We start from the raw sequence: 16,407 nt of genomic DNA, 5'->3' as shown, positions 1-16,407 counted from the left end.
AGCAAAAGCAACACTTGCAGCCCGTGTCCCACCACCCACTGGACCCAACGCCCTGGTTCCAAAAACAAGGAGAATGACATGTTGTCCACAAAGCGCCCCGCCCTCGCCTTCGTTGGCCTCACTGCAGCCGCCCTTCTCGGTCTCACTGCCTGTGGTGGTTCAAGCAGCTCCAGCACGCCGGCTGCTTCCTCTGCCGCCCCGGAAACCTCCATGGCGGCACCGTCGCCGTCGGCCTCCGCTATGACTTCCGCCGCCATGGATCCGGCCGCTAACCTTGTGGGCCCCGGCTGCGCCGGTTACGCCGCACAGGTTCCGGACGGTGCCGGTTCGGTAATGGGCATGGCCCAGGACCCGGTGGCCGTAGCAGCGTCCAACAACCCGTTGCTCAAGACCCTGACCGCCGCCGTTTCGGGCAAGCTCAACCCCAAGGTGGACCTGGTTTCCACCCTGAACGGCAGCGAATTCACGGTGTTCGCACCGGTTGACGATGCCTTCGCCAAGATCGACCCCGCAACAATCGAGACGCTCAAGACGGACGATGCCCTGCTGAGCAAGATTCTCACCTACCACGTGGTCCCCGGCCAGCTGACCCCGGACCAGATCGTCGGCACCCACAAGACTGTCCAGGGTGGCGAAGTGACGGTTGGCGGCACCAAGGATGCCCTCACGGTTGACGGAGCTTCCAACGTGATCTGCGGTGGCGTTCAGACCGCCAACGCCACGGTTTACCTGATCGACTCGGTGCTGATGCCCAAATAGGCTTTAGCTTCCACCAGCACTAACAAAAAGCAGGCGCCGGAATCCGGCGCCTGCTTTGTTGTGTTGGAATCAGCGTGTTGTTGCTAGCGGCTGAAGTCAGTGTCGACGTAGGCACCGGCCCTGTTGTGTTCCGATCCGCAGGGGCAGCGGTCAACCTCGATCCGGACTGTCACCGGTTTGGAAGCGTCCAGGGTGAGGGTCACGTCCTCGTTGGCCTGGTTGCCGGGGCTGGCCTGGGTGTTGAGACGGAGAGTGCCGTTGGCAGAAGTGTTGGACATGGTGGACCTTACTGACGTGTGAATGGGGGTCAGCCGAAAAGCTGGGTTATTTGTGGTCGGAATCCTGTTGGGGCTTGCCGACCAGGGGAATGGTTCCCGTGGGCGTTCCCCCGGGGCAATCGGAGTCCGTGCACTTTTCGGCGCAGTCGTGTTTGGTGACGAGGTCGAACTGAACGCCGCCATGTTGCTCAACGCCCGTTCGGATGGCTCGTTGCACCACCGAGGTGGCCAAGCGCTTGTGCAACTGGAGCGGGTCCCGGCGAAGGTCCTTGACCAGTGCGAAACAGAGCAGCAGCATGACGATCACGAAAGGCAGGGCTGCCACGATGGTTACTCTTTGCAGGCCCGACAAGGCTTCCGATGGTTTATCGCCGCCGGCAAGCAGCATGACCGCGGCCACTGCGCCGGTGAGGCTTCCCCAGAAGATCACCACTCCCCGACGCGGATGCTCAGCACCATTGGAGCTGAGGGATCCCATCACGATGGAGGCTGCATCGGCGCCGGTGACGAAGAAGATCGCCACCAGGACCATGGCCAGGACGATGACCGCTGCTGTCAGCCAGCCGGGCATGCCCAGGTTCTTCACGAGGTCGAAGAGTGCGCCATCAAAGTTGATGGAAGGAGCTCCATCCACCATGGTCACAAGACCGGGCGTACCGGCCTTGTCTGCTTCTTGCTGGACGTGGAAGGCGGCACCGCCGAAGATGCCGAACCAGATGACGCTAACGACGCTGGGCACCAGCAGAACGCCGGTAACGAACTGGCGGATGGTGCGTCCACGGCTGATGCGGGCGATGAACATGCCGACGAAGGGCGTCCAGGAGATCCACCAAGCCCAGTAGAAGATGGTCCAGCTGGTCATCCAGCTGCGCAGGGACTCGTCTCCCACGGCTTCGGTCCGTGACGACATTTCAGCGAGGTCCCTGGCGTAGTCGCCTACAGCGGAAGGGATCAGGTTAAGGATGAACAGGGTTGGTCCGGCTACAAACACAATCAGGGCGAGAACAACAGCCAGGACCATATTGATGTTGGAGAGCCACTGGATGCCTCGGCTGATGCCTGACACAGCGGATGCCACGAAGCAGAAGGTCAGGATGGCCACAATGACCACGAGCACGGGAGTGCCGATTTCACCCAGCCAACCATTCGACGTCATGCCGCTGCCGATCTGGAGGGCGCCGAGACCCAGCGAAGCGGCAGTTCCGAAGAGCGTGGCGAAGATGGCCAGGATGTTGATGAACTTCCCGAGCGGCCCTTCCACCATGCGGATGCCGAAAAGTGAGGTGAAGGCTGCCGAAACCAGTTGCTTGCGGCCCAAACGGTAGGTCCCGTATGCCATGGCGATACCGACCACTGCGTACATGGCCCACGGGTGCAGGGTCCAGTGGAAGATCGATGTTGCCATGGCGGTTTGGATGGCTGCCGGAGTGCGGCCGTCCACGGTTCCCGGCGGCGGCGAGATGTAGTGGTACAGCGGTTCGGCCACACCGTAGAACATGAGCCCGATGCCCATGCCGGCGGCGAACATCATGGCCACCCAGGAAATGGTCCGGAACTCGGGCTTCTCGCCGTCCTTCCCCAGTGGGATATTGCCAAATTTGCCGAGGGCAAGCCACAGGACGAAGACGACGAACAGTGAAGCCAGGACCATGAAGAGCCAGCCGGTGTACTCCATAACCCAGTTCAGGGCGCCTTTGGAGGTATCTGACAGGCTGTCCCGTCCGACAAATCCCCAGACCACGAAGGCGACGGCGATGGCGCCCGTGATCCCGAAGGTGACTTTGTCGAGCGTAAGTTTGCGGTTCCGGCGGGCCGAAACGGCCTGCTCGGTCTTGGCGTGGCGCAGCTCTTCCATGATCTGTTCGTATTCCTCAGAATCGGGAAGGGTCTCAGCGCCTCCATCCTCAACGTCGAGGGCGGCCAAGTTTGTGTCGTCGGGGGAGATCCTGATGATTTCCTCAGGGTTCTCCGCGTGGGCAGGTAACTCCTCGGGTGTTAGAGGTTTTGTGTCGCTGTTTATAGCCATGAGCGGGTCCTTTGCTCGGCGAGTCATGGGTTTGCGTTTATACATGGCCCTGGAAGGTGAGGCCGAAGGGAAGGCTGGGGGGCTTCCCCGCTGACCATGATTTGCTGTCCCGGATCTGCACTTCATGAGCGTAGATGGGCAGTTTCATGGGGCACCTCATTGGTCGGACGGGTTGGTTGAACGCTGGGCTCATGGAGCCCTGAAGGGCGTTCCGCATGAATCAACAACATTCGCGCTAAGCAACAGAGTGCGCCCCGTCACACTCAAAGTCAAGGACTTTTCCTTGTTTGCCGACACTTTGACGCAGCGACTGGGAGCCTGAGTGTTTGTTGCGTATGATGGTCTACGTTGCGCCTAGAGCATCTTGAATCCCCGCAGCAAAGGCTTAGCGGTGCCTGTAACCCATCCGCGCACTGATGGTTAGCCCCGCCTCGCGGAGGCCGTCGATAAGCCCCGGCTGGTCCTCGGGCGAGAAGCGGAACGCCGGGCCCGAGATACTTACCGCGGCGATAACACTTCCCGAGTGGTTGAAGATCGGTACGGCTACGGCAGTGAGGCCGATTTCAAACTCTTCATGAACCGTGGCGTAGCCGTTGCGTGCAACGTCCAGCAGCTGCTTTTCCAACTCTCCGCGGTTTGTAACCGTACGTGGCGTTCGGGCGGGTAAGCCCACGGCCTTGAGAACCTGGGTTCTCTCGTCGGCGGTCAGCGCGGCAAGAAGGACCTTGCCACTGGATGTGGCGTGCAGCGGCGTCAGACTGCCCACCCAGTCGTAGGTGGCCAGTGTTGAGGGCCCCATTGCCTGGTCCACGTTGACGGCGTAGTTCGACCGCAGCACAGCCAAGTTGACGGTTTCCTTGTATTCAGCCGCCAGGGCCTCCAGGACTTGGCGCGCCTCATGAACCACGCTCAGCCTTCCAGGGATGGAAGACGCCAGGCGGAGGATTCCAAAGCCCAACTGGTACTTGCCGCGTTCACTGTTCTGCCGGACCAGTTCGCGGTTGACCAAGGAGCCGACCAACCGGGAGACGGTGGACTTGTGGACGCCCATTTCTTCAGCGATGTCGCTCACGCCGGCATCGCCTTCCCGGGCCAGGATTTCCAGGATTTGGAGTGCGCGGTCTACTGACTGGACGCCTCCGCCCTGGGCGTCTACGTCCTTGTCGAAGTCCGGGTTGCTGCGTGCGGCCATGGTGCCTCGTGTCGTTGTCCAGGCAGGCCGCCCTGAGCCGGTAGCCCCGTTCGGCCTGCACCCTCGTCTTTCCTCATCCTAGACGGAGTTTGCACGGACCCTTTCACACCATGGGCGCTCCGGTGATTCACCCACTCATGGCAGCCTCCCGGACAGCCTTTCGCGGGTTGGCCAGGCGCTCCCTTCCGGCATAGACGTTGAGGCTATGTCCCCGGCTGAAGCCAACCAGGGTCACCCCGGTCTCTGTAGCAAGATCGACAGCGAGGCTGGAGGGCGCGCTGACGGCGGCGAGAACCGGAATGCCGGCCAAGGCTGCTTTCTGGACGAGTTCGAACGATGCCCTGCCTGAAACCTGCAGGACCAGTCCTGCCAACGGCAGCAGGTCCTGTCGGAGGGCCCAACCCACCACTTTGTCCACTGCATTATGGCGGCCGACGTCTTCCCGCAGACACAGCAGCTCAGGGCCCGGACCATCCACCCTGAACAGCCCAGCTGCGTGGACTCCTCCGGTTCTGTCGAAGACGGCCTGCGCTTCGCGGAGGCGGTCCGGGAGGTCGGCCAGGACATCCACTGGAACCTGTAGACGGTCCAAGGATGTATCGAAGTGGATGGTCTTGCGTACGGCGTCAATGGAGTCCGTGCCGCAGATGCCACACGAACTCGACGTATATACGTGGCGCATGGTGTCCGGCAGGGGAACGTCCGGCCGTAGCTGGGCTTCCACCACGTTAAAGGTCTGCACCCCGTCCCTCTCGCCTGCACAGAACCGGAGGGAGATCAGCTCCGAAGGGCTGCGGATGATGCCCTCGGACACCAGGAATCCAGCCACCAGGTCAAAGTCGTCGCCCGGCGTCCTCATGGTCACGGCAAAGGATTTGCCCGCAATCCTGATCTCCAAAGGTTCTTCGGCGGCCAGAACATCCTCCTTGAACCGCACGGAGTGTTCGGTGTCCGCTGCATCCAAGTGGAAACGATGGATTTTCCTGCGCTGGGTCATGCGTGCCATGCGTCGTACCCTCCTGGTTGGTCCGGAGAATGGATGGGTGCTGTCCACGGCAGCGGCAGGACGGGTACGGGCGCTCCGGCTGCGACGCCTTCGGGGGGAACAGCCATATATCCGTCTGCCCAGGCAAGCCCGCGCATCATCCCCGGGCCCGTGCGTGAGGCAGGGAGCGCCAGATCGTGGATAAGGGTGCAGGGCATGAGGCGTGTCCGCCTTGGGTCCGGGTCGATGTCCGCCCCGGAGGTCATTAGCACGGCTCTCCGAAGAGGTCGGCTTCCCATAGCGGCCAGCAAGGGTTCCCCAAGGGTCATCAGCGCCATCATCGCGGCCAGCGGATTGCCCGGAAGTCCGATGACGAAACGACCATCAGGAAGTTCCGCCAACACCGCCGGATGTCCCGGCCGCATGGCGATTTCGTCCAGGAGGAGCCGACCCCCGAGTGCCGCAACGGCATTGCGGAAGTGGTCTGTCCCGGATTTTCCCGTCCCGCCGGTAGTGATCGTTACGTCGGGCGGTAAGCCGTCAGGAACGCGGCCAAGCGCAGCCATCCACTCCTGGTACGAGTCGCCTATCCGGAGCTGACCGTTCGGTTCCCCGCCCAGCTGCGAGATCACGGCATCCAGCTGCGGGCCGAACGCGTCGCGGACCTGTCCTGGCGCTGGCTCGCCTGAGGTGACCACTTCAGAGCCTGTAAGTACGACGGCGACCCTCGGCTTGCGCTGCACCTGAACGTGATCGTGGCCTGCCACGGCGGTCAGGGCAATGTGAGCCGGATTGAGGAGCGTGCCCGCGGGTATGAGGACATCTCCGGCTGCGGCTTCTTCTCCGGCGGGACGAATGTGCCGGCCCGGAAGTGTCTCACCCGGCTTGGAGTCGTGCCTGAGTGAGAGGTTCCCGTCCCCGGATGCCTGGCCGCTTTCCTTGCGCAGGACTGCCGTGGCGCCGGCTGGAACGAGCCCGCCGGTGGCGATGACGCTGGCTTCGCCCGGCGACAGCGGCAGCCCCGCCGTCGTTAGTATCCAAGGGCCGCTGCCGTTGATGGCCCAGCCGTCCATGGCTGATGACGCGTAATGGGGCAGGTTCCGTTGAGCGGTGACGGGGCTCGTCAGGGTGCGCCCGATCGCCTCGCCGAGGGTGACTTTCGACGACGGGAGTGGATGGGCGCAGTGGTACGCCAGTTCACGTGCTTCGGCCCACGAGGGTGCGTGCCGCGGTTCATTGCTCAACGAGGACCCTGCATGAGTGTCGGTGACGGTTGCTTGTGCAAGCATGGATGCCCGCTTCCTGGGGTGGTGCTTCCTGTGAAACGCAGATACCGGGGACTGCCCGGCCTTCCCGTAATTCTTGCCGTGCAGTCCCCGGTATCCGTGTGGTGCGTGCTGTTCAGACGTGTATTAGGACTTCACATAACCGTTCGGATTCAGCACGAACTTTGTTGCCGCTCCGGCGTCGAATTCGGCGTAGCCGCGCGGAGCGTCCTCGAGCGGGATGGCTTGGGCGTTGACTGCCTTGGCGATCTGGACCTTGTCATGGAGGATGGCCATCATCAGCTGCCGGTTGTATTTCATGACCGGGCACTGGCCAGTGGTGAAGGACAGGGATTTGGCCCAGCCGGTACCAAGGGACAGCGAAAGTGAGCCGTGCTTGGCTGCATCGTCGATTCCACCCGGATCGCCCGTGACGTAGAGCCCGGGAATGCCCAGGGATCCGCCGGCGGCAGTGATGTCCATGAGGGAGTTCAACACAGTGGCAGGAGCCTCGTGTGAGGCATCCTTACCGTGGCCGCGGGCTTCGAAGCCCACCGCGTCCACGCCGCAATCCACTTCCGGAACGCCAAGGATCTGTGCGATCTGTTCCTTCGGATCGCCGTTGGACACGTTGACTGTTTCGCAGCCGAAGGAACGCGCCTGCGCCAGGCGGTCCTCGTTCATATCGCCCACAATCACGACGGCGGCGCCAAGCAGCTGTGCGCCCACGGCGGCGGCAAGGCCCACGGGCCCGGCACCTGCGACGTAAACTGTGGATCCCACGCCCACGCCGGCAGTGACGGCGCCATGGAAGCCGGTGGGGAAGATGTCCGAGAGCATGGTCAGGTCCATGATCTTTTCCAGGGCCTGATCGCGGTCCGGGAAGCGCAGCAGGTTCCAGTCAGCGTAAGGGACCAGGACGAACTCTGCTTGTCCGCCCACCCAGCCTCCCATGTCCACGTAACCGTAGGCGCTGCCGGGGCGGTCGGGGTTGACGTTGAGGCAGATGCCGGTCTTCTGCTCCTTGCAGTTCCGGCAACGGCCACAGGAGATGTTGAACGGCACCGAGACGATGTCGCCTACCTTGATGAACTCGACGTCGGGTCCCACCTCCACCACTTCGCCCGTGATTTCGTGGCCGAGGACCAGGTCCTGCGGGGCTGTGGTGCGGCCCCGAACCATGTGCTGGTCCGAACCGCAGATGTTGGTGGTCACAGTGCGGAGGATCGCTCCATGAGGTACTTTCCGGCCGACGTTGGCCGGGTTGACGCCCGGTCCGTCCTTAAGCTCAAACGTTGGGTAGTCGGTGTCGATGATCTCGACGACACCAGGTTCCTTGTAGGCGACTGCTCTGTTTCCTGACATGGTCACTCCCTCTTCTTTGGCTATTGCTTTACTGCTGCCCAACGGTCCGAAAGCGGTGCTTCGATGAGGAAATACCTCCCCAGGTTTCAGGCCATCGAAGCACCATTCACGGACAATCGAACAGCTGATATTTCCATCAGTACGTGATAGATATATCAGTCATACTATGTGACGCAGCTCATGGTGTACAGCTGCTCCTAGGCCTGCTCCAACCGGATGATCACGGACTTGGAGGTGGGCGTTCCGCTGGTGTCCGCCACGGAGTCCAGAGGCACCAGGACATTGGTCTCCGGGTAGTACGCGGCGGCACAGCCTTTCGGAGTTGAATAGGAGACGATGCGGAAGTTCTCGGCCCGTCGGTCCGTTCCTTGGAATTCGGAGATCAGGTGCACCATATCGCCGTCGGCAAAGCCCAGCTCGGTGATGTCGTCAGCGTTGATGAGCACCACGCGACGCCCACCATGGATGCCACGATAGCGATCGTCCTTGCCGTAGATGGTGGTGTTGTACTGGTCGTGTGAACGCAGGGTCTGTAGGACCAAGCGGCCAGGCGGGATCTTGATGAACTCCAGCTCATTGCCGGTGAAGTGTGCTTTTCCTGATGCGGTGTCGAACTTCCTGGCATCGCGCGGCGGGTGTGGCAGGACAAAACCGCCCGGGTGCTGAATCCGTGCTTCGAAGTCTTCAAAGCCGTCAAATACCGCTTCAATGTGTTTGCGGATCAGCGAGTAGTCGTCCCTCATGGCCAGCCAGGAAGCCTGCGGGGTGTTGGGCCTGCGCTGGTGGCCGTCTTTGAACAGCCTGTCTGCAAGGTTGCACACAATTGCAACTTCGGAGTGGAGGTGCTCACTTGCAGGCTTGAGGCGTCCCCGTGATGCGTGGACGGCGCTCATGGAGTCTTCCACGGTGACCCGCTGGTCGCCGGTCCGCTGGGTATCCTTCTCCGTGCGTCCCAAAGTAGGCAGGATCAGCGCCCGGCGTCCCGTGGACAAGTGCGAGTGGTTCAATTTGGTGGAGATCTGAACGGTCAGCCGCGTGTTGGCCAGGGCTTGCTCGGTGACGTCGGAATCGGGGGCAGCCCGGACGAAGTTGCCGCCCATGCCCATGAAGAAACGGACTTTACCGTCCCGCATGGCGCGGATGGCTGCCACGGTGTCAAAGCCGTGCTCGCGCGGAGACCGGAACTCGAATTCCTGGTCCAGCCGGTCGTGGAACGTCTCGGGCATTTTCTCGAAGATGCCCATGGTGCGGTCACCCTGGACGTTCGAGTGGCCTCGCACAGGACAAACGCCCGCGCCGGGCTTGCCGATGTTGCCCTGAAGCAGGAGAACGTTGACTACATCGCGGAGGGTGGGTACTGAGTGTTTGTGCTGCGTCAGGCCCATGGCCCAGCACACGATGGTGGCGCTGGAAGCGAGCATCCGTTCACCTGTGGAATGGATCTGCTCAAGGGTGAGGCCGGTTGCCTCCACAATGTCTTCCCACTCCACCTTTTCCAGATAGCGCAGGTAGTCGTCGATGCCCACGGTGTGGTTATTGATGAAGTCATGGTCCAGGACCGTTTTCAGGCCGGGGGTGTTCCGTCCGGAAGCTTCGGCTTCCAGCAGGTATTTGCCCAGGCCTTGGAAGAGGGCCTGATCGCCACCGGCACGGATCTGCAGGAAGTCGTCCGTCAGTTGGGTTCCTTGAATCATGCCGGCAACATGCTGCGGGTTCTCGAAGTGCAGGAGCCCGGCTTCGGGAAGGGGATTAACGGACACGATGACTGCGCCGTTTTTCTTCGCCTTTTCCAGCGCACTGAGCATGCGCGGGTGGTTGGTGCCGGGATTCTGCCCGGCCACGAAGATCAGCGACGCCGTCTCCAGGTCCGTCAGGCTAACGGAACCCTTGCCGATGCCGATGGTTTCCACCAGTGCGGAACCGGAGGACTCGTGGCACATGTTGGAGCAGTCCGGGAGGTTGTTGGTGCCCAGGCCGCGAACCAGGAGCTGGTACACGAATGCTGCTTCATTGGAGGTCCGGCCGGAGGTGTAGAAGACCGCCTCGTCGGGGTGCTCCAGGCCCCGCAGTTCCTCGGCCATGAGGTCATAGGCTTCCTCCCAGTCAATGGCCCTGTAGTGGGTAGCGCCTTCGTCCAGGAACATCGGGTGGGTGAGTCGGCCTTGCTGGCCCAGCCAAAAGTCGTCGCGGGTCTTCAGGTCGGCAATGGAGTGCAGAGCGAAAAACTCCGGCGTGACACGGCGCCGTGTGGCTTCCTCGGCCACTGCTTTGGCACCGTTCTCGCAGAACTCTGCCGCGTTGCGTTTTTCGTGCTCGGGCCAGGCGCACCCCATGCAATCGAAGCCATCCAGCTGGTTCACTGCCAGCAGGGTCTGAACACTGCGCAGTGGTCCCATCTGTTCCAGCGAAATCTTCAAGGCGTTGGCAACAGCGGGGATGCCCACGGCCTTGGTCTTGGGTTTGGTGACGGTCAGCTTTGACTCGTCGATGTTCTCGCGGGGAGCTTTGGAATGCATGGGGAACCCTTCAGATCCGGGAAGTGGAAGCAGTGAGCAGCGTGGTGCGGGACTGTTGCCGGGCGGCTTCAACCGTGTGCAGCAGCAAAAGCGCGGTGGTCACTGACCCGACGCCGCCCGGAACCGGGCTCAGGCCCGCTGCGACGCCGGTGACGCTGGCTTCGTCAACATCACCCACCAGGGAACCATCGGGCAGGACGTTCGTGCCGACGTCGATCACCACAGTCTCCGGGGAAAGGTGGCTGCCCTTCAACAGTCCTGTCCGCCCGGCGGCAACAACCACGATGTCGGCCGGCTGGGTAAAGCGTTCCAGCGGCCCTGATTTGGAATGGCAGATGGTGACGGTCGCGTCCCTTTCGAGGAGGAGTAGGGACAGTGGCTTGCCCACCACGGCGGAACGCCCGACGACGGCCACGTTACGCCCGGCGACCGGAACCTGGAAGTGATCCAGCAACTCCACCACGGCCTGGGCGGTAGCGGGTGCGAAGGCAGGCTGCCCCACAGCCAAGCGGCCGAGGCTGAGCGGATTGGCGCCGTCGATGTCCTTTTCCGGAGCGATGAGGCCCACCAGGCGGTCAGCGCGGACGGCCGCTGGGAGGGGCGTCTGGAGGATGATGCCGTGGACGGATGGCTCGGCGCTGAGGTCCGACAGGACGCTGGCCAGCACTTGTTCGGTGGCATCGTGACCAAGATCGACGATCCTGCAACCGATGCCTGCGCGTCCGGCTGCACGCTCAATGGAACGGACGTACCAGTGCGTCGATTCGTCGTCCGTTGCCACAACAACGGCCAGGACCGGGCGGATGCCCGCGTCATCCAAGAGGGTGGCCTCCTCATTGGCGCGCTGCTGGATGTGGGCAGCGAGCGGCTTGCCGGATAGCACTTTGGTGTTCCCGCGCACTTCGGTGGTCATGAGAGGATCCTTTCGCGGACGCGCTGCACCAGGGCATCGGCGGCGAGAACCACTTTGTCCTCAATCCCGTTCGTCTGTTCCGCCAGGCGGGAACGGGCTTCGCCGTGCTTGATGGCAACAATGTTGATGTCGATGTTGACCCGGGCCGTGGTGGCAGCTGCGCGTGCTGCATCGGCAGCAGCGGCGATGTCGCTGATGACGTTGGGATTCGCCACGTCAAAGAGTTCCGTGGCAAGATCCACCACTTCGCCGGCAACCTTGATGAGCTGCGCGGGGGTATGGGCGGCCTGAACCAAGGCCTCCTGGATGGCGGCGGTCTTTATTGCCTTGAGTTCGTCGGATTCCGAGGGGAGCTTGTAGGAGTCGATGACCGACTGGAAGGCGTGCTCGTCGGCGTCCGCGAGACGCAGGGCCTCAACGATCAGGTGGTCGGCGGCGCTGGTGATCCGGGTTACCAGTGCGGCGTGCTCCTCATACTTGGCACCGGTGGTGTACCTGGCCACCATGGCTACCAAGGCAGCACCTTGGGCGGCATGCAAGGCAGCGGCTGCGCCTCCACCGGGAGTGGGCTGACGAGAAGCGAGCCTGGAGAGGTAATCATGGATGGTTTCTGAACTGATCATGGGTCTTCCTGGCTGAAGGGGGAAAGCAGCGGCCCGGACCCGGTCGGTGCAAGGGGAAGGGTCCGGGCCGCATGCGTTGGTGGCTGCGTGGGCTGTTAGCCCCGGAGCCGGCTCATGGTGGGGTCGTACAGCGGATCTTCGGTAACGGTGGCCTGGATGCGGCGTCCGAAGTACTCAATTTCCACGGAGTCTCCGAGGGACACTGCAGAGGGCAAGTAGGCGTAGGCAATCGGCTTGCGGACGGAGTAACCGTAGGCTGCGCTGGTGACGTAACCCACCGCTTGGTCCTTGTAGAACACCGGTTCCTTGCCCAGCACCAGGCTCCTGCCGTCGTCGACGGTCAAGCAGCGCAGGCGGCGGGCAGAGCCTTCCTCGCTGCGCCCTTCCAAGGCGGCTTTGCCGACGAAGTTCTCCTTGGTCATCTTCACGGCGAATCCGAGGCCGGCCTCATAGGGGTCGTGCTCGGTGGTCATGTCCGAGCCCCAGGAGCGGTAGCCCTTTTCGAGTCGCAGCGAGCTGAAAGCGGCACGGCCCGCGGCGATGACGCCGAACGGCTGGCCGGCCTTCCACAAGGCGTCCCAGAGGCGCTGCCCGTTGTCGGCGCTGGTGTAGAGCTCCCAGCCCAGTTCACCCACGTAGGAGAGCCGCATTGCTGTGACAGTGACTCCTCCGATGGTGACTTTCTTGGCACGGAAGTACTTCAGGCCGTCGTTTGAGAAGTCGTCGCTGCTCACCGTGCTGATGAGGTCACGGGCGAGGGGGCCCCACAAGCCGATGCAGCAGGTGCCACCCGTGGTGTCGCGGACCTGGACCCAGTCTCCGGCGCCTCCATTTTCGGTCTGGTGCCGGGCTGCGCGCTCGAAGTAGGCGGTGTCCATGTTGCCGTTGGCGCCAAGCTGGAAGGTGTCTTCGCTCAGGCGGGCCACGGTGATGTCGCTTCGTACGCCACCGGCTTCATCCAGAAGCAACGTGTAGGTCACGGCGCCGGGCTTCTTGGCAAGGTCGCCGGTGGTGAGTTCCTGCAGCAACTTCAAGGCTCCCGGGCCGGAAACTTCGAGACGCTTCAGCGGCGTCATGTCGTACATCGCCACTGCTGTACGGGTCTTCCAGGCCTCAGCCGCGGCGATGGGCGAGCTGAACATTCCGGACCAGGCGTCGCGGGCCGGCGGCTGCCAGTCGTCCGGCATTTCCTTCAGGAGTTCGGCGTTGGCTTCGAACCAGTAGGGGCGCTCCCATCCGGCGCCTTCCAGGAAGTAGCCGCCCAACTGCTTGTGGCGGGCATGGAAGGGGCTGACGCGAAGGTTGCGGGGAGAAAGCTTGGGCTGGAGCGGGTGCATTACATCGTAGATCTCCACGAAGTTCTGCTGGGAGGTTTCGCTGACGTATTCGGGGGTCAGCTGGACCTCTTCGAAGCGGTGGATGTCGCAGTCTCCCAAGTCAATTTGGGACTTTCCGGTGGTCAGCAGCTCGGCAACTGCCCGGGCAATACCGGCCGAGTGGGTGACCCACACGGCTTCGGCCACGAAGAAGCCGTCTACTTCCTTGGATTCGCCTACCAGCGAACCGCCGTCAGGGGTGAAGGAGAAGATGCCGTTGAAGCCATCCTCGATTTCGCTTTCCCGCAGTGCCGGCAGGATCTGCTTGGTTGCTTCCCACGCGGGAAGGAAGTCTTCCAACGTGAAGTCCAGGCGCGAAGGCATGTTGTGTTCGGTGATGCTGCTCGGCTCGTAGCTTCCCAGTTCATCGAGATCCACTGGCATGGGGCGGTGGGCGTAGGAGCCAATGCCGTAACGGTCACCGTGCTCGCGGTAGTACAGGTCCTGGTCCTGGTGGCGCAGGATCGGAAGCTGGGCGCCGTTGGGAAGTTCGTTCTTACCCCTCTGGGCGGGAACCGGTGTGGTTTTCACATACTGGTGAGCCAGCGGGAGGAGCGGAACGGACATCCCGATCAACTCGCCCACCTTGGCGCCCCAGAAGCCGGCGCAGGAAACCACGATGTCTGCCGGGATCACGCCGTCGGGGGTCTCGACGCCGGTCACGCGGCGGTTGGACTGCTCGATTCCGGTGACTTCGGTGTTGCCGATGTACTTCACACCGGCGGCTTCAGTGCGCTTGATGAGCAGCTGGACGGCGCGGGCAGCAAGAGCCAGGCCATCGGTGGGGACGTGGAGGCCGCCGAGGATGTCTTCCTCATTGATCAGGGGGTACAGCTCCTTGCATTCCTCGCGGGAGAGGATCTTGCCGTCGATGCCCCACGACTGTGCGTAGCCGAGCTTGCGCTTCAGGTCAGCCAGGCGGGTCTCGGTAGTGGCAACTTCAAGGCCGCCCACCTGGTTGAAGCAGCTTTGGCCGTCCTCCGTGAGGGACAGCAGCTTCTCCACTGTGTACTTGGCGAAGAGTGCCATGGACTTCGAGGGGTTCGTCTGGAAAACCAGGCCTGGTGCGTGGGACGTTGAGCCACCGGGCATGTTCAGGGGTCCTTGGTCCAGGACGGTGATGTTGTTCCAACCGCGGGTGACCAGTTCGTCGGCGAGGTTGGTGCCAACAATCCCAGCTCCGATGATGACAATGCGAGGCGTGGATGCCATGGGGGTTCTCCTGCTGAAGTTAATAGGGGTGAGTCTGCTGGTGTTCTGGTGCTTGGTTTAGCGGAAAACCACTGTGCTGGTCTGATCCAGCAGCACGCGGTGTTCGCAGTGCCACCTGACAGCGCGGGACAAGGCCAGGGCTTCGGCGTCCTGGCCGACGGTTGAGAGTGTGGTGGGACCGTAGCTGTGATCGACGCGGATGACTTCCTGCTCGATGATCGGTCCCTCGTCCAAGTCAGCGGTGACGTAGTGGGCAGTGGCACCCACCAGCTTCACGCCGCGGTCATAGGCCTGGTGGTAGGGGCGGGCACCCTTGAATCCCGGCAGGAAGGAGTGGTGGATGTTGATGGCGCGTCCTTCGAGGGCGCGGCACAGGTCGTCCGAAAGTACCTGCATGTACCGCGCCAGCACTACGAGGTCTACGTTGTACTCTTCCACCAGGTCCAGGAGGCGCTGCTCAGCGTCTGCCTTGGTCTCCGGGGTTACGGGAATGTAGACAAAGGGCAGGCCAGCGGCTTCAGCCATGGCGCGGTGGGTCTCATGGTTGGAAGCAACCACCACGAGGTCACCGCCGAGGCTGCCGCCCCGCCAGCGGAAGATGAGGTCATTGAGGCAGTGCCCGAACTTGGACACCATTACCAGGACGCGTTTCTTGGTTTGGTCGTGGAAGCTGAACTTCATCTCGAAGCGGTCAGCAATCGCACTGAATTCCTCTTCGAGCCGCTCCGGAGAGTAGGACAGCGGGCCGGAGAAAGCGGTCCGCAGGTGCAGTGTCTGGCGGAGTCCGTCGTCGAACTGCTGGTGCTCTTCGATGTTGAAACCGCGCTCGAAAAGGAAGGTTGTGACTGCCTGAACAATCCCGGCGCGTTCGACGCACGACAATGTGAGTACGAACTTCTGTGCTTGCTCTTCTTTGAGCGTTTCTGGCTTCGGTAGGGTGCTTACCGGTGAGTCTGTCGCCACGAGGGTCATGTCTCCTCCTTAAGATATATTCCTGGGTCCTGTACTGATATATTAGGATTGGATTCAGCGTATACTGGTGTTCAGGGCAGGTCAATAGATTTTTTGCTTGTGAAGAAAGGGAGAGCGCTGTGGCTTTTGGAACTCTGGCAGTCACTGGCGAGGCCACGAAGAAATCCTTGGCTGACGTCGCGTACGAACGCCTCCGGGATCGCTTGTTGATGCTGGACATCAAACCTGGCGACCTCCTCAATGATGACCAACTCGCCCGTGACTTGGAGATTGGCCGGACGCCGGTCCGTGAAGCATTGAAGCGCCTGGAGTTGGATCGGCTTGTCATCACTTATCCCAGGCGGGGGACGTTTGCCACCCGCGTCGAAGTAACTGACCTGGCCTTTATCTCGGAGATCCGGGCGCAGCTGGAACCCTTGGCTGCCGCGAGGGCTGCACGGGTCGCTTCGGCTGCCACTAAAGAACATCTCCGCGAAGTCATGCGCGCAGTGGAGGACTTTGACGTCAGCGCGGCATCGGTGGTTGAAACCCTGCGACTGGACGCCAGCGTTCACCAGGGCATCTACGCGGCGGCTGCGAACCCGCACCTCGAAGACATCCTGATTCGCTATGACAATTTGGCTACCCGCATCTGGTGCATGGTCTTGGATCGGCTGCCTGATCTTGAGCATCATGTGCGCGAGCACCTTGACCTGCTGAGGGCCGTCATTGACGGTGATGAGGATCGGGCTGCCGAATTGGCCCGCGTCCATGTCAGCGGCTTTGAGCACGCTGTGCGGCAGGCGCTTTTCGCAGCCTAGGTTGGCGCCGATCCCACTGTTGACTCCGGGCTTCGGTGCTTGCATACTGAAGACTCCCACTAATATATCACCCGGATATCACGCGTTTTCTCCTACACTCCGCTGAATCCGGGCGCTTGTGATGC

General features: G+C 62.1%; 13 protein-coding genes. 2 read left to right on the top strand and 11 right to left on the bottom strand.

What is annotated here, in order from left to right; translation table 11 throughout:
* Positions 1 to 78 precede the first annotated feature (78 nt).
* Positions 79 to 759 carry a fasciclin domain-containing protein gene (locus ACIQTW_RS11060; RefSeq protein WP_402936843.1) on the top strand — a complete coding sequence of 227 codons (681 nt, stop codon included), beginning with the start codon at positions 79 to 81 and terminating at the stop codon, positions 757 to 759.
* Between the two features lie 83 nt (positions 760 to 842).
* On the opposite strand, the gene ACIQTW_RS11055 is transcribed toward ACIQTW_RS11060, so the two are convergent.
* The 11 genes from ACIQTW_RS11055 to purU all read right to left on the bottom strand — a co-directional run bounded on the left by ACIQTW_RS11055 (position 843) and on the right by purU (position 15,482).
* Complete coding sequence (locus ACIQTW_RS11055; protein ID WP_402936842.1) at positions 843 to 1,037, bottom strand: hypothetical protein; 195 nt, start codon at positions 1,035 to 1,037, stop codon at positions 843 to 845.
* Positions 1,038 to 1,083: 46 nt separating this feature from the next.
* The gene (locus tag ACIQTW_RS11050) at positions 1,084 to 3,063 is read right to left on the bottom strand and encodes a BCCT family transporter (RefSeq protein ID WP_402936841.1); all 1,980 of its coding nucleotides are present in this window, start codon (positions 3,061 to 3,063) and stop codon (positions 1,084 to 1,086) included.
* A 385-nt stretch (positions 3,064 to 3,448) separates the two neighbouring features.
* Positions 3,449 to 4,255: an IclR family transcriptional regulator gene (locus ACIQTW_RS11045; protein ID WP_402936840.1), complete on the bottom strand. Its 807-nt coding sequence runs from the start codon at positions 4,253 to 4,255 to the stop codon at positions 3,449 to 3,451.
* Between the two features lie 127 nt (positions 4,256 to 4,382).
* Positions 4,383 to 5,261: a formate dehydrogenase accessory sulfurtransferase FdhD gene (fdhD, locus tag ACIQTW_RS11040; RefSeq protein WP_402936839.1), complete on the bottom strand. Its 879-nt coding sequence runs from the start codon at positions 5,259 to 5,261 to the stop codon at positions 4,383 to 4,385.
* Positions 5,249 to 6,529 (bottom strand): molybdopterin molybdotransferase MoeA, encoded by a 1,281-nt coding sequence (locus ACIQTW_RS11035; RefSeq protein WP_402936838.1) that lies wholly within the window; start codon positions 6,527 to 6,529, stop codon positions 5,249 to 5,251. Before ACIQTW_RS11035 ends, fdhD begins: the two co-directional genes overlap by 13 nt.
* A gap of 123 nt (positions 6,530 to 6,652) precedes the next feature.
* Positions 6,653 to 7,870, bottom strand: coding sequence for a formaldehyde dehydrogenase, glutathione-independent (gene fdhA, locus ACIQTW_RS11030; protein WP_179016476.1), 1,218 nt, complete (start codon positions 7,868 to 7,870; stop codon positions 6,653 to 6,655).
* Between the two features lie 197 nt (positions 7,871 to 8,067).
* Complete coding sequence (locus ACIQTW_RS11025; protein ID WP_402936837.1) at positions 8,068 to 10,386, bottom strand: FdhF/YdeP family oxidoreductase; 2,319 nt, start codon at positions 10,384 to 10,386, stop codon at positions 8,068 to 8,070.
* Between the two features lie 10 nt (positions 10,387 to 10,396).
* A complete protein-coding gene (locus ACIQTW_RS11020; protein WP_402936836.1) occupies positions 10,397 to 11,299 on the bottom strand; it encodes a bifunctional 5,10-methylenetetrahydrofolate dehydrogenase/5,10-methenyltetrahydrofolate cyclohydrolase in 903 nt (300 codons plus the stop codon).
* Positions 11,296 to 11,922 carry a cyclodeaminase/cyclohydrolase family protein gene (locus ACIQTW_RS11015; RefSeq protein ID WP_402936835.1) on the bottom strand — a complete coding sequence of 209 codons (627 nt, stop codon included), beginning with the start codon at positions 11,920 to 11,922 and terminating at the stop codon, positions 11,296 to 11,298. Before ACIQTW_RS11015 ends, ACIQTW_RS11020 begins: the two co-directional genes overlap by 4 nt.
* A gap of 95 nt (positions 11,923 to 12,017) precedes the next feature.
* Entirely contained in the window at positions 12,018 to 14,510 is a 2,493-nt protein-coding gene (locus tag ACIQTW_RS11010; protein WP_402936834.1) for an FAD-dependent oxidoreductase, read from the bottom strand.
* A 57-nt stretch (positions 14,511 to 14,567) separates the two neighbouring features.
* Positions 14,568 to 15,482: a formyltetrahydrofolate deformylase gene (gene purU, locus ACIQTW_RS11005; RefSeq protein WP_402936833.1), complete on the bottom strand. Its 915-nt coding sequence runs from the start codon at positions 15,480 to 15,482 to the stop codon at positions 14,568 to 14,570.
* 119 nt (positions 15,483 to 15,601) lie between these two features.
* On the opposite strand from purU, the gene ACIQTW_RS11000 reads away from it, so the two are divergent.
* Positions 15,602 to 16,282 (top strand): GntR family transcriptional regulator, encoded by a 681-nt coding sequence (locus ACIQTW_RS11000; protein ID WP_402936832.1) that lies wholly within the window; start codon positions 15,602 to 15,604, stop codon positions 16,280 to 16,282.
* The last annotated feature ends 125 nt before the right edge of the window (positions 16,283 to 16,407 follow it).

The organism is Paenarthrobacter sp. NPDC090517, assembly GCF_044769165.1.
Classification (GTDB): domain Bacteria; phylum Actinomycetota; class Actinomycetes; order Actinomycetales; family Micrococcaceae; genus Arthrobacter.
The sequence above is the reverse complement of the archived record's forward strand: the minus strand, read 5'-3'. Positions and strand labels throughout refer to the sequence as shown.

What these genes read in the sequence shown, in the direction of transcription:
- ACIQTW_RS11060 (WP_402936843.1), top strand. Translation starts at nt 79, where the DNA reads ATGTTGTCCACAAAGCGCCCCGCCCTCGCCTTCGTTGGCCTCACTGCA.
- ACIQTW_RS11055 (WP_402936842.1), bottom strand. Translation starts at nt 1,037, where the DNA reads ATGTCCAACACTTCTGCCAACGGCACTCTCCGTCTCAACACCCAGGCC.
- ACIQTW_RS11050 (WP_402936841.1), bottom strand. Translation starts at nt 3,063, where the DNA reads ATGGCTATAAACAGCGACACAAAACCTCTAACACCCGAGGAGTTACCT.
- ACIQTW_RS11045 (WP_402936840.1), bottom strand. Translation starts at nt 4,255, where the DNA reads ATGGCCGCACGCAGCAACCCGGACTTCGACAAGGACGTAGACGCCCAG.
- fdhD (WP_402936839.1), bottom strand. Translation starts at nt 5,261, where the DNA reads ATGGCACGCATGACCCAGCGCAGGAAAATCCATCGTTTCCACTTGGAT.
- ACIQTW_RS11035 (WP_402936838.1), bottom strand. Translation starts at nt 6,529, where the DNA reads ATGCTTGCACAAGCAACCGTCACCGACACTCATGCAGGGTCCTCGTTG.
- fdhA (WP_179016476.1), bottom strand. Translation starts at nt 7,870, where the DNA reads ATGTCAGGAAACAGAGCAGTCGCCTACAAGGAACCTGGTGTCGTCGAG.
- ACIQTW_RS11025 (WP_402936837.1), bottom strand. Translation starts at nt 10,386, where the DNA reads ATGCATTCCAAAGCTCCCCGCGAGAACATCGACGAGTCAAAGCTGACC.
- ACIQTW_RS11020 (WP_402936836.1), bottom strand. Translation starts at nt 11,299, where the DNA reads ATGACCACCGAAGTGCGCGGGAACACCAAAGTGCTATCCGGCAAGCCG.
- ACIQTW_RS11015 (WP_402936835.1), bottom strand. Translation starts at nt 11,922, where the DNA reads ATGATCAGTTCAGAAACCATCCATGATTACCTCTCCAGGCTCGCTTCT.
- ACIQTW_RS11010 (WP_402936834.1), bottom strand. Translation starts at nt 14,510, where the DNA reads ATGGCATCCACGCCTCGCATTGTCATCATCGGAGCTGGGATTGTTGGC.
- purU (WP_402936833.1), bottom strand. Translation starts at nt 15,482, where the DNA reads ATGACCCTCGTGGCGACAGACTCACCGGTAAGCACCCTACCGAAGCCA.